Below are 12,146 nucleotides of genomic sequence, written 5' to 3' on the forward strand. Positions count from 1 at the left end.
ACAGAACGTCGCCCGAGAGCGGGCCAGCGGCATCCCCGGCGCCGGCCGGCTCGCCCCGACCCGGCGGAGCCTGGGCGCTGCTGGTCTCCGAACTGACGGTGCTCTTCCGTCGCCGCCGCACCTGGGCGTTGCTGCTCGCGTTGGCCGCGGTGCCGGTGCTCATCGCCGTCGCCGTGCGGCTCTCCTCGCAGGAGCCGACCCCCGGCCGCGGTCCGCCGTTCCTCGACCAGGTCACCCAGAACGGCCTGTTCGTCGCCGTGACCGGACTGATCGTGTCGATCCCGCTGTTCCTGCCGCTCACCGTGGGCGTCGTCGCTGGGGACACCATCGCGGGCGAGGCCGGCCTGGGCACCCTGCGCTACCTGCTCGCGGCCCCGGCCGGACGGGTCTGGTTGCTCGTGGTGAAGTACATCGGCGCCGCGGTGTTCTGCCTCGCGGCCACGCTCACCGTCGTCACCGCCGGGGTGCTCGCCGGGCTGGCACTGTTCCCGGTCGGCCCGCTGACCCTGCTCTCCGGAGACACCATCAGCCTGGCCGAGTCATTCCTGCGGGCCCTGCTCATCGCCGGCTACGTCACGGTCTCACTGCTCGGCCTCTCGGCCATCGGGCTGTTCTTCTCCACCCTCACCGTGGTGCCCGTCGGGGCGATGGCCGCCACCATCGTGCTCTCGGTCGTGGCGCAGGTGCTCGACTCGCTGCCGCAACTGGAGTGGCTGCATCCGTGGCTGTTCAGCCACTACTGGCTCGACTTCGCCGACCTGCTGCGCCAACCGATCGATTTCACCTCGTTCGGCGCCAACGCGTTGCTGCAGGGCGGCTATCTGCTGGTCTTCGGGGCGCTCGCCTACGGACGATTCGCCACCAAGGACATCCTGAGCTGACGCCGCCGCGCAACCCGAGACCGGCCCCGCGGCGCCGCTTTCTATGCAATTGACATGAGTGTGCCAGAACGGGCCGCTATCGCAGGTCCCTTGCAGAACGGGAGCCTACGGTAATATTCTGCCCTCATTCGGGGGGTGAATCCGGAGGCATCTGTTTTGGCAATCGAAAGTACCCCACCCGTCGTTAGACCGAGCATCCCGCCGCGGGTTCGCTTGGCGGATGTCGCCGTTCGGGCCGACACCTCGTGCGCCCCGGCCGACGCGGGCACTATCGTGACGGGCATCGCCCTCTCCACCCAGTCGGTGCAGCCGGGCGACCTTTTTGTTGCCCTGCCCGGCAAGAACGGCCACGGCGCCGCATACACCGACGGCGCGGTGCAGGCCGGCGCGGTCGCCGTGCTCACCGATGCAGACGGCGAGGCCGAGGCGCGTGCCGCCGGCGTGCCCGTTCTCGTGAGCGACAACCTGCGCGGTCGCCTGGGCGACCTCAGCGCCTTCATCTACGGCACCGCCGACAGCGCCCCCACGATCTTCGGCATCACCGGAACCAACGGCAAGACCACCACCGCCTACGTGCTCGAGGCCGTGCTGCGCCAGATGGGCCTGATCACCGGCCTGTCCACCACGGCCGAACGCCACATCGCGGGTGAGGTCTTCGTCTCCAAGCTGACCACCCCCGAGGCCACCGACGTGCACGCGCTCCTCGCCCGCATGAAGGAAAAGCAGGTGGAGGCCGTGGTGCTCGAAGTGAGCGCCCAGGGCCTGACCCACGGCAGGGTCGACGGCATCGTCTTCGACGTCGCCGGCTTCACCAACCTCTCGATCGACCACCTCGACGACTACGGCACCATGGAGAACTACTTCGACGCCAAGGAGCTTCTGTTCCGGCCGGACCGTGCCCGCAGAGGCGTCGTGAGCATGGAGACCCCCTGGGGCCTCAAGCTGCTGTCCGAGCCGAAGATTCCGGTGGCGTCGATCTCGGCGGATGCCAAGACCGACCCGGACTGGCGCCTCGAGATCCTCGAGGCCCTGCCGGAGGCCACCCGGTTCCGGGTGCAGAACCGGGCCGGCGAATCCGTCGAAACGACGGTCGCGCTGCTGGGCGACCACCTCGTCGCGGACGCCGGGCTGGCCGTGGCGATGATCGTCGAGGCCGGCTACGACGCCGCCCGGGTTCAGGCGGCGCTGCAGGACGGCATCGAGGTGTACATCCCCGGCCGCACCGAGAGCGTGTCCGGTCCGACCGGGCCGCGCGTCTACGTGGACTTCGGTCACAGCTCTGACGCGTTCGAGAAGACCCTGCGTGCGGTCAAGGCCGTCACCACGGGCCGGGTCATCATGCTCTTCGGCGCCGACGGCGACCGGGACCCGGTCAAGCGCCCCGAAATGGCGCGTGTCGCGGCGGCCGGCTCCGACATCGTGGTCATCACCGACCACCACCCTCGCTTCGAAGACCCGGCCAGCATCCGACGGATGCTCGTGGACGCCGCCAGGGAAGCCTTCCCCACCAAGCAGATCGTGGAGGTCTCCCCGCCGGAGGCCGCGATCGACTACGCGGTCGACCTGGCCAGGGACGGCGACGCCATCCTCTGGGCCGGACCCGGCCACCAGGACTACCGCGACATTCGGGGCGTGCGCACGCCGTACTCGGCCCGTGCGTTGGCCCGGGAGGCCCTCGCCCGGCACGGCTGGCCGGTCTCCTAGTCCGGGAACTGTGACTTGAGCACCACAAAGTCGCGGCTTCAGGTGCTTGAGTCACGGCTCGCGTGGGGGTGGGCGCGCACACCCTCTGTCCAGGTGGCGACGCAGAGCGGCACCCCCGGCCGGTAGGCCAGATGTGCCACCGACGGGGCATCGAGCACCTGCAGATCGGCGCGGCCGCCGATGCGGAGCGAGCCCACGGCATCGGGCCCGTGCTCACGGCCGACCGCCCGCGCCGCGCCGCGGGTGGCCGCCCAGACCGCCTCGCGCACGGTCAGGCCCATCTGCAGCACCGCCGTGGCCACGCAGAACGGCATCGACGTGGTGTACGAGGTGCCCGGGTTGCAGTTGCTGGCCAGCGCGATGGGCGCGCCCGCATCGAGCAGCCGTCGGGCGGGCGGGAACGGCTGCCGGGTGGACAGGTCGCAGGCCGGCAGCAGGGTGGCCACGGTATCCGAGCCGGCCAGGGCATCGATGTCGGCGTCGTCGAGGTGGTTGCAGTGGTCCACGCTGGCGCAGCCGAGCTCCACGGCGAGCCGCACGCCGCCGCCGGTGCCGAGCTGGTTGCCGTGCAGGCGGAGGCCCAACCCGGCGGCCCGGCCGGCGAGCAACACCTCGCGGCACTCGTCGACGTCGAATGCCCCGGTCTCGCAGAACGCGTCGATGAAGTCGACGTGCGGGGCCACCGCGTGAAGCATCGGACCGGTCACCAGGTCGAGGTAGTCGCGCCGGTCGATGCCCGGCGGCACCAGGTGGGCGCCGAGGAAAGTGACGACGTCGGCGACCTCGGCCGCCGCCCGGGCACCGCGGAGTTCGCTGGCCAGATCGAGGCCGTAGCCGGTCTTGGTCTCCAGGAAGGTGGTGCCAGAGGCCGCGGCCTCCCGGCGGAGGCGGCGGGCATTGGCGACCAGATCGACCTCGCTCGCGTCCCGGGTGGCGGCCACCGTGGTGGCTATGCCGCCGGCGGCATATCTCTGCCCGGCCATGCGGGCCTCGAACTCGGCGGCCCGGTCACTGGCGAAAATCAGGTGGGTGTGGGTGTCGACCCAGCCGGGGAGCACCGCGCGGCCGTGCACATCCACGGAGCTGTCGGCGGCGGGCGCGTCGGCGGCCGGCCCGATCCAGGCGATGCGGCCGTTCTCGATCACGAGCGCGGCATGCGTCAGCCGGTCGTCGTCGTGGCTGAACTCGGCGGCTTGGGTGGTGAGCTCGGCGATCCCGGTGAGCAGTTCGGCGGTCATCGTGGGGCCTTCCGGTTGGCGAGGAGAACGGACGGAGTCGGGTCGGGCTGAGCGAGGCGGGGTTTCTCGGCGGACCGCGGCCCGGGCATCCGGCCCGATGCAACTGTTCCCGTTCCGGACAATTGTGGCCGGTGCGCCGGTAACAATTGTCCGCATGGGGCACAGAAGAGCCGGGCAGGGGTGGTCATGCGGGGCTCGGGGCGGCGGGGAAGCTGCCTGTGTCGGAGGAGCTGAGGGCGTCGAAGGGATCGAGGGCGTGGAGCGCGTCGCGGAGGAGGGCGGCGGGCGAGCCGTCGGCTGCGGATGCGGCGGCCGGGGTGCCCACGAGACGGCCGTTGTCGGCCACGAGTCGGCCGGCCACGATCACCCGCAGCACGTCGGCCGCCGTTGCGGCGAGCACCAGCTGGTCCGGGGAGGCTCCGCCGGTGCGGATGCTGCGCGCATCGACCTCGACCAGGTCGGCCGGGTCACCCGGCGCCAGCCGTGCCCGGCCGAGGCCCAGAGCGGCGTACCCGTCGGTGCCGGCGGCCCGCAGCAGCGCCGCGGGGCTGAACCGGCCGCGACAGCCGGAGGCCAGGCGTTCGCCCATCTCCAGTCCGCGCAGCTCCAGGAACGGGTCGATCACGGCGTTCTGGTCGGAGCCCAGGGCGATCGGTGAGCCCGCGTCGGCCACGGCCCGGGCCGGGCCGATGCCGTCGCCGAGGTCGGCCTCGGTGCTCGGGCACATCACCACGGTGACACCGTTGCGGCCGAGCAGCTGCAGGTCGTGATCGCTGAGGTGGGTGGCGTGCACGACGCTCAACCGTGGGCAGAGCGCCCCGAGGCCGTCGAGCAGCTCCGTCGGCGTGAGCCCATACGCGGCCAGGCAGTCGGCGTTCTCCTGCGGCTGCTCGGAGAGGTGGATGTGCAGCGGCACGTCGGCCGGCAACCCGGCGAGGATCTCGCGCATGGCCTCTCGTGGGACCGCCCGCACGGAGTGCAACGCGGCGCCGAGGCTGATCAGGGCAGGTTCGGCCGGCCGGGCGGCGTCATCCGCGTCGAGAGTGTCGCGCAGACGCGCCCAGCGGGCCAGCCAGCCGGCGGCCGAACCGTCGCCGAAGCCGCGTTGCTCGGGCCGCAACGGGGTATTGATACCGCCGGCCAGGTAGCTGGTGTCCAGCAGCACCAGGCGGATGCCCACCTCGCGGGCCGCGGTCGCCAGAGCGAGCTCCATGGCATGGGCCTGTGGGTATGGCGCCCCGCCGGACTGGTGTTGCAGGTAGTGGAATTCGCCCACGGCGGTGTAGCCGCTGACCAGCATCTCGGCGAAGACGGCCCGGGCCAGCTGCCGGTAGCGTTCGGGGCTGAGCGCCCGCGCCACGGCGTACATGGACTCTCGCCAGCGCCAGAAGTCGCCGCCCTGGTCGTGGGTGCGGCCGCGGAGCGCCCGGTGGAAGGCGTGCGAGTGCGCGTTGGCGAGGCCGGGCAGCACCGTGCCGAGGCGGATGTCGCCGGGCTCGGCTGGGACGCCGTCGGCCCGATCGGTGATGCGTCCGTGGGCGCCCACGGTGAGGCGCACCTCGACGGTGGTGACGCCGTCGACCAGCAGCGATTCGCACCAGTAGGTCGCGACCGGTGGCGGGGTCACAGCAGCTCCCGCAGCAGGGTGTCGAGGGCCTCGACGCCGGCGAGGCAATCCGCCAGGGTGGCGAATTCCTCGGGGGAGTGCGAGATGCCGGTGGGGTTGCGCACGAACAGCATCGCGGTGGGCACCCGGGCGGCGAGCACTCCGGCGTCATGGCCGGCTCCGGTGGACAACGCGGGCACGCCTCCGAGCGCGAGGGCCAGGCGGGCGGACAGCTCCGGGTCGAACGTGACGGTGCCGGTCCAGGACTCCTCGACCACGGTCGCGGCGCAGCCGGAGTGCGGGGCCTGCAGCCGGGCGGTGACCTCGGCGACCACGGCGCGGGCCTGGTCGTCGGTGTCCGCGCGGGCGTCCAGCCAGGCGGTGACGGCGGAGGGGATCACGTTGGTGCCGCCGGGTATCGCCTCGATGCGGCCGACGGTGGCTCGGGCCCCCGGGTTGGCCAGGGCGGCCTGCTGCACCGCGACGATGGCGTGTGCCGCGGCCACCATGGGGTCGCGGCGGCCGGTCATCGGGGTGGCGCCGGCATGGTTGCCCTGGCCGGTGAAACTCAGCCGCCAGCGCCCGTGGGCGAGGATCGAGGAGGCCACCGCGACAGGCTCACCGAGGTCGATCAGGCCACGACCCTGCTCCACATGCAATTCGAGGAATGTGCCGATGCGGTCGAGGGCGGCCTGGTCCCGGCCCAGGTGTGCGGGGTTGAGCCCGGCCGTCTTCGCCGCCTCGGCGAGGGTGATTCCCGCCCGGTCGGTCAGGGCGCGGGCCGCATCGGCGTCGATCGCGCCGGAGAGCAGTCGGGAGCCCAAACAGGCCACCCCGAACCGGGAACCCTCCTCCTCGGCGAACACCAGCACCGCGCAGGGCCGACTCGGCACGAAACCGGCGGCCTGCAGTCGGGCGACGGCGTCGAGGGCGGAGACCACGCCGAGCGGGCCGTCGTAGGCGCCGCCGCCGGGCACCGAGTCGAGGTGGCTGCCGACCACCACGGCATCCGCGCCCGGTTCGCCCCACCAGGCCCAGGTGTTGCCGTTGCGGTCTGTCTCCACAGCCAGCCCGAGCCGCTCGGCACGTTCGGTGAACCAGGCCCGCAGCTCGAACTCGGCGCCCTGCCAGAGGTGCCGGGAGTAACCGCCGGCGCGCCGGTCCCTGCCGGTATCGGCGATCTCGTCGAGGCCGGCCAGCAGGCCATGTGCGACGAGGTCAGGCATGCGGCGCTTCCGCTGGCGCATCCGTCTCCCACATCGGCACCCGCAGGCCGCGTTCGCGGGCCACCTCTTCGGCCCTCTCGTAGCCGGCGTCGACGTGGCGCATGACGCCGGTGCCCGGGTCGTTGGTGAGCACCCGTTCGATCTTCTCGGCGGCCAGCGGGGTGCCGTCGGCCACGATCACCTGGCCGGCGTGGATGCTGCGGCCGATGCCGACCCCGCCGCCGTGGTGGATCGAGACCCAGGTGGCGCCGGAGGCGGTGTTCAGCAGAGCGTTCAGCAGCGGCCAGTCCGCGATGGCGTCTGAACCGTCCTTCATGGCCTCGGTCTCGCGGTAGGGCGAGGCCACCGAGCCGGAGTCGAGGTGGTCACGGCCGATCACGATCGGGGCGGACAGCTCGCCGGAGGCGACCATCTGATTGAACTTGAGGCCGGCCAGGTGGCGTTCCTGGTAGCCGAGCCAGCAGATGCGGGCGGGCAGTCCCTCGAAGCGCACCTTTTCGCCGGCGGCGGTGATCCAGCGGCGCAGGTGTTCGTCCTCCGGGAACAGCTCGACGATGGCCTTGTCGGTGGCGATGATGTCGGCCGGGTCGCCGGAGAGCGCGGCCCAGCGGAACGGGCCCTTGCCCTCGGCGAAGAGCGGCCGGATGTACGCGGGCACGAAGCCGGGAAAGTCCAACGCGCGCTCGCAGCCGCCGAGCAGCGCTTCGGCGCGGATCGAGTTGCCGTAGTCGAAGACCTCGGCGCCGTGGTTCTGGAAGTCGACCATGGCCTGCACCTGCTTGGCCATCGCGGCGCGGGCCCGGTCGGTGAACTCTTCGGGCTTGTCGGCGGCGTAGGCGTGCCAGTCGGCCACCGAGACGCCCTCGGGCAGGTAGGCGAGCGGGTCGTGTGCGCTGGTCTGGTCGGTGACGATGTCGATGGGCACCTTCCTGGCGAAGAGTTCGGCGAAGACCGTGGCGGCGTTGCCGACCAGGCCCACGGAGAGCGGCCGGCGCTCGGCCTTGGCGGCGAGCACCCGGGCGACGGCTTCGTCGATGTCGTCGGTCATCTCGTCGAGGTAGCCGTGCTCCACCCGGCGGGCCAGGCGTGAGGGGTCGACGTCGACGATGAGCACGACGCCCTCGTTCAGGGTGACCGCCATCGGCTGGGCGCCGCCCATGCCGCCGGCACCACCGGTGAGGGTGAGGGTGCCGGCGAGGGTCCCGTTGAACCTCTTGGCGGCCACGGCGGCAAAGGTCTCGTAGGTGCCCTGCAGGATGCCCTGGGTGCCGATGTAGATCCAGGATCCGGCGGTCATCTGGCCGTACATGGTGAGGCCCAGGGCCTCGAGCCTGCGGAACTCCGGCCAGGTGGCCCAGTCGCCGACCAGGTTGGAGTTGGCGATCAGCACCCGCGGCGCCCACTCGTGGGTGCGGAACACGCCCACCGGCTTGCCGGACTGCACGAGCAGGGTCTCGTCCTTCTCCAGCGTGGTGAGGGTGCGCACGATGGCGTCATACGCCGCCCAGTTGCGGGCGGCCTTGCCGGTGCCGCCGTAGACCACGAGCTTCTCCGGGTGCTCGGCGACCTCGGGGTCGAGGTTGTTCATCAGCATCCGCAGCGGGCCCTCGGTCTGCCAGCTCTTGGCGGTGAGGGTGGTGCCGCGGGCGGCGCGCACGACGCGGGGCGGATGCGCGTCGGGCGCCGGCGCATCGGTGGCCGCGGTGCTGGTGCCGGTGGGGCTGGTCTCGGTCAGGTCGGGCATGAGCGGGGCTGCTTTCTCGAGAGCTGAGGTGGGTGGGTCAGTACAGGTCGCCGGTGGTGCTCTGGGCGGCGGCCAGCACGGCGCCACTTCGCACAGAGGCCGCCACCGACTCGATCTCGGGGGAGAGGAACCGGTCGGGGCCGGGGCCGGCGACCTCGCGGCGCACCTCGGCCAGCACGGCACCGGTCGCGGGCCCGGGCTTCAGCGGCGTGCGCAGGTCGAGGGCGCGGCTCGCGGTCATCACCTCGATGCCCAGCACCCGGGCGAGGCCGTCGATGCCGGTGCGGAGCTTGCGGGCGGCGTGCCAGCCCATCGACACGTGGTCCTCCTGCATGGCCGAGGAGGGGATCGAGTCGACCGAGGCCGGCACGGCGAGGCGCTTGAGCTCGGAGACGATGCCGGCGGCGGTGTACTGGGCGATCATCAGGCCGGAGTCGACCCCCACGTTGTGCGCGAGGAACGCGGGCAGCCCGGCGTTGCGGGCCGGGTCGAGCATCCGGTCGGTGCGGCGCTCGGACATGCTCGCAACGTCGGCGACGGCGATGGCGAGGAAGTCGAGCACGTAGGCGACCGGGGCGCCGTGGAAGTTGCCGTTGGACTCGACGCGGCCGTCGAGAGTGACGACGGGGTTGTCGATGGCCGAGGCCAGTTCGCGGTCGGCGATCCGGCTCGCGTGGTCGACGGTGTCGCGGGCGGCGCCGTGCACCTGCGGGGCGCAGCGTAGCGAGTACGCATCCTGCACCCGGGTGCACTCCGGGGTCTGGTGACTGGCCACGATCGGCGAGTCGGCGAGCAGGTGGCGGAGGTTGGCGGCGGAGGCCTGCTGGCCCAGCTGTGGGCGGAGGTCGGCGAGGTCGGCGGCGAACACGGCATCGGAGCCGAGCAGGGCTTCGATGCTCATCGCGGCGGCCACGTCGGCGGTGGACAACAGGGTCTGCAGGTCGTACAGGGCCAGGCTGAGCTGGCCGAGCATGCCATCCGTGCCGTTGATCAGCGCCAGGCCCTCCTTCTCGGCCAGGAGGACCGGCTCGAGGCCGGCGGCGGCCAGGGCGTCGGCGGCGGGCAGTTCGGTGCCGGCGCGGTCGCGCACGGTGCCCTCGCCCATCAGCGCCAGGGCGCAGTGCGCCAGCGGGGCCAGGTCGCCCGAGCAGCCGAGCGAGCCGTATTCGCGCACGATCGGGGTGATGCCGGCGTTGAGCAGGCCGGCATACGCCTCGGCGGTCGACAGACGGATGCCGGTGCGCCCGGTGAGCAGGGTGGACAGGCGCAACAACATCAGGGCGCGCACGGTCTCCCGTTCCACCTCGGGGCCGGACCCGGCCGCGTGCGAGCGCACCAGGCTCTGCTGCAGCCGGGTGCGGTCGGCGGTGTCGATGAAGGTGGTGGCCAGGGCGCCGAAGCCCGTGGAGATGCCGTAGTGCGGCGCCGTGTCGGTGGCGAGCACCTCGATGGTGGCCCGGCTGGCGGTCACGGCGGCGCGGGCGTCCTCGCCGAGCAGCACCGGGGCGGCGCGGCGGGCGACGGCGACGACATCCGCCACGGAGACCGGGCCGGTGCCCACGGTGATGGGGGCCGGGGTGATGCTGGTGGGGGGCAGGACGGTGTCGACGGTGTGCATGAGTCCATCTGACTCCTGCCCGGTCCTCGGCGCACGGGGCTTAGCCGACTTGGTGTCTCAGATACGAGACACTTGCCGGATCACCACAGCGGGCTAGGGTGGCGCGTGAACGGGTCCTCGGGTGGGCCGGTCGTCGACCCACAGGAGGTGCCGGATGCTGTCGACCGACCTGATCACGGATGCGTTCGGCCGCGTGCAGGGGGCTGTGCACGCCGCCCTCATCGGCGCCGGCCCCGAGCTGCTGGGGTACCGAGCCGACTACGAGGCGAACACCATCGCGTGGCTGGTCTGGCACCTCACCCGGGTGCAAGACAACCACGTGGCCGATCTCATGGGCGAGCCCCAACTGTGGACGTCGGCGGGCTGGCAGAAACGGTTCAACCTCCCCTTCGTGCCGACGGCGACCGGCTACGGCCAGGGCTCCACCGAGGTGGCCGCGGTGCGGGCCGGGGCTGACCTGCTGCAGGGCTACTTCGACGCGGTGCACGAACGCACCCTCGGTTACCTGGCCACCCTGCACGAGGACGATTTCAGTCGCATCGTCGACACCCGCTGGACCCCGCCGGTTACCCTGGCGGTGCGGCTGGTCAGCGTGATCGCCGACGATCTGCAGCACGCCGGTCAGGCCACCTACGTGCGCGGGTTGGCGCAGCGGGCCGGCCTGCTCTGAGCCGGGCCTGCCGGGCGTGCCTGCCTTGCCTGCCGCGAGAGCGGCCGCGTGGTTGCCCGTGGCCGCGGAGGTGACCGTTCGACCGCGCTGGCGAGGGGGAGCGCCCGGCTAGGCTCGGTGTCAGCACCTCGACACTGGAGAGCCCGTGGCCCACTCGTATCCGCTGTATGTGAACGTGCTGGCGCAGTGCTTCTGCTGCCAGTCGCTGCAGCCGTTCCACTTCACCTCGGCGACCGACCAGGTCGTCTGCGGCCATTGCCTGCGGCACCTGGGGCCCGAAAAGGCCGAGCAGCGCGACGCCGACCACATCAAGCTATGGCTGGGGCAGTTCGCCGCGCAGCAAGAGACTCTTCAGGAGCTTGACGCGACGACCACCGCGGCGATCGCCGAGCGGGACGCCGAGATTGCGGCGCTGGCCGCCCAGGTCGCCGACCTCACGGGCATCGTGGCCGGCCGCTTCGACCGCGGGCCCGACGCCGGTCTGCGCGGCCTGCTCGAGACCGAGGTGCTCAAACGCGCCGAGCGCAAGGCCGAACTCGGCCAGCGGCGAACGGATGCGGCCATGGCCGTGCTCTGGGAGATCGACCGGTTGCACCGCACCGCCCCCGCGGACTCACAGCGGTGCGGTTGCGGCAAGTCCGCCGCCGCCTGCCCCGAAACACGTGCACTCAGCCCGATTAGCCAGGCGCTGGGCGACTGGGAGAGCAAGAATCAGAAGCTTCACGCTGCCGGCCAGCGGCACGCGCTGCCTGCCGGGCATCCTGACCTGGCCTGACGCGCGCTGCCCAGCTCCCCTGACCGCACCCGCACCCGCACCAACTGTGCCCGGTGCGGACAATTGCGCCCGGTGTGCCGGGTGCAGATGTCCGAATCGGGCACAGATGTGGCGCTGGACTAGCGGGTGACCGAGGACTGGCCGGGATCGCGCGCGCCGAGAGTCGACGAACCGGGGCTCGGCGTGAGGCCCAGGCGACGCACGATCTCGGCGGCCTCCTCGGCCGGCTTCCGGCCCGCGTCGATGGTGATCGCGTTCTCGTCGGGCTCCGGCGGCTCGAGCGCGTCCACCTGCGAGTCGAGCAGCGAGGTGGGCATGTAGTGGTCGTGCCGGGTGGCGAGGCGGCGTCCGATCAGGTCTTTCGATCCGGCCAGGTGCACAAAGATCACGTTGTGCTCCCGCAGCACGTCGCGGTAACGACGCTTGAGCGCCGAACAGGTGATGATGCCGGGCACGCCCGCCATCGAGTGCTCGATGATCCACGACGAGATCGTGTCCAGCCACGGCGCCCTGTCCTCGTCGTTGAGAGGCTGGCCGGAGGACATCTTGTCGATGTTCTCCTGCGGGTGCAGGTCGTCGCCCTCTTCGAGGTCCCAGCCGAGCTGGCCGGCCAGGATTCCCGCCACGGTGGACTTGCCGGATCCGGAGATTCCCATGATCACGAGCACGGGTTGCTGATTCTCC

General features: G+C 71.9%; 10 protein-coding genes. 4 read left to right on the top strand and 6 right to left on the bottom strand.

The genetic code is table 11. The features are described 5' to 3' along the window. Positions 1-80 precede the first annotated feature (80 nt). Positions 81-881 (top strand): ABC transporter permease, encoded by an 801-nt coding sequence (locus RCH12_RS08265; RefSeq protein WP_103429939.1) that lies wholly within the window; start codon positions 81-83, stop codon positions 879-881. Positions 882-1,037: 156 nt separating this feature from the next. Next, a complete protein-coding gene (locus tag RCH12_RS08270; protein ID WP_327016589.1) occupies positions 1,038-2,585 on the top strand; it encodes a Mur ligase family protein in 1,548 nt (515 codons plus the stop codon). Positions 2,586-2,623: 38 nt separating this feature from the next. Here the strand turns inward: RCH12_RS08270 and hutI are convergent, their stop codons facing one another. The 5 genes from hutI to hutH all read right to left on the bottom strand — a co-directional run bounded on the left by hutI (position 2,624) and on the right by hutH (position 10,017). Beyond that, positions 2,624-3,823, bottom strand: a complete 1,200-nt coding sequence (gene hutI / locus RCH12_RS08275) for an imidazolonepropionase (RefSeq protein ID WP_327016590.1) — start codon at positions 3,821-3,823, stop codon at positions 2,624-2,626. A 184-nt stretch (positions 3,824-4,007) separates the two neighbouring features. Further along, positions 4,008-5,450, bottom strand: coding sequence for a formimidoylglutamate deiminase (locus RCH12_RS08280; RefSeq protein ID WP_327016591.1), 1,443 nt, complete (start codon positions 5,448-5,450; stop codon positions 4,008-4,010). Continuing rightward, complete coding sequence (locus tag RCH12_RS08285; RefSeq protein WP_327016592.1) at positions 5,447-6,655, bottom strand: allantoate amidohydrolase; 1,209 nt, start codon at positions 6,653-6,655, stop codon at positions 5,447-5,449. Before RCH12_RS08285 ends, RCH12_RS08280 begins: the two co-directional genes overlap by 4 nt. After that, positions 6,648-8,399 carry a urocanate hydratase gene (hutU, locus tag RCH12_RS08290; protein ID WP_327016593.1) on the bottom strand — a complete coding sequence of 584 codons (1,752 nt, stop codon included), beginning with the start codon at positions 8,397-8,399 and terminating at the stop codon, positions 6,648-6,650. The genes RCH12_RS08285 and hutU overlap by 8 nt, the downstream gene beginning before the upstream one ends. Before the next feature lie 37 nt (positions 8,400-8,436). Beyond that, positions 8,437-10,017 carry a histidine ammonia-lyase gene (hutH, locus tag RCH12_RS08295; RefSeq protein ID WP_327016594.1) on the bottom strand — a complete coding sequence of 527 codons (1,581 nt, stop codon included), beginning with the start codon at positions 10,015-10,017 and terminating at the stop codon, positions 8,437-8,439. A gap of 154 nt (positions 10,018-10,171) precedes the next feature. Between hutH and RCH12_RS08300 the strand changes: the two genes are divergently transcribed. Both RCH12_RS08300 and RCH12_RS08305 read left to right on the top strand, forming a co-directional pair. Continuing rightward, positions 10,172-10,687 (top strand): mycothiol transferase, encoded by a 516-nt coding sequence (locus tag RCH12_RS08300; protein ID WP_327016595.1) that lies wholly within the window; start codon positions 10,172-10,174, stop codon positions 10,685-10,687. 145 nt (positions 10,688-10,832) lie between these two features. Further along, entirely contained in the window at positions 10,833-11,462 is a 630-nt protein-coding gene (locus RCH12_RS08305; protein ID WP_327016596.1) for a hypothetical protein, read from the top strand. Positions 11,463-11,581: 119 nt separating this feature from the next. Here RCH12_RS08305 and RCH12_RS08310 read toward each other — a convergent pair whose 3' ends face one another. After that, entirely contained in the window at positions 11,582-12,118 is a 537-nt protein-coding gene (locus tag RCH12_RS08310) for a gluconokinase (protein WP_327016611.1), read from the bottom strand. Positions 12,119-12,146: the final 28 nt, after the last annotated feature.

The organism is Cryobacterium sp. MP_3.1, from assembly GCF_035984795.1.
In the GTDB taxonomy this organism is placed as follows: domain Bacteria; phylum Actinomycetota; class Actinomycetes; order Actinomycetales; family Microbacteriaceae; genus Cryobacterium; species Cryobacterium zongtaii.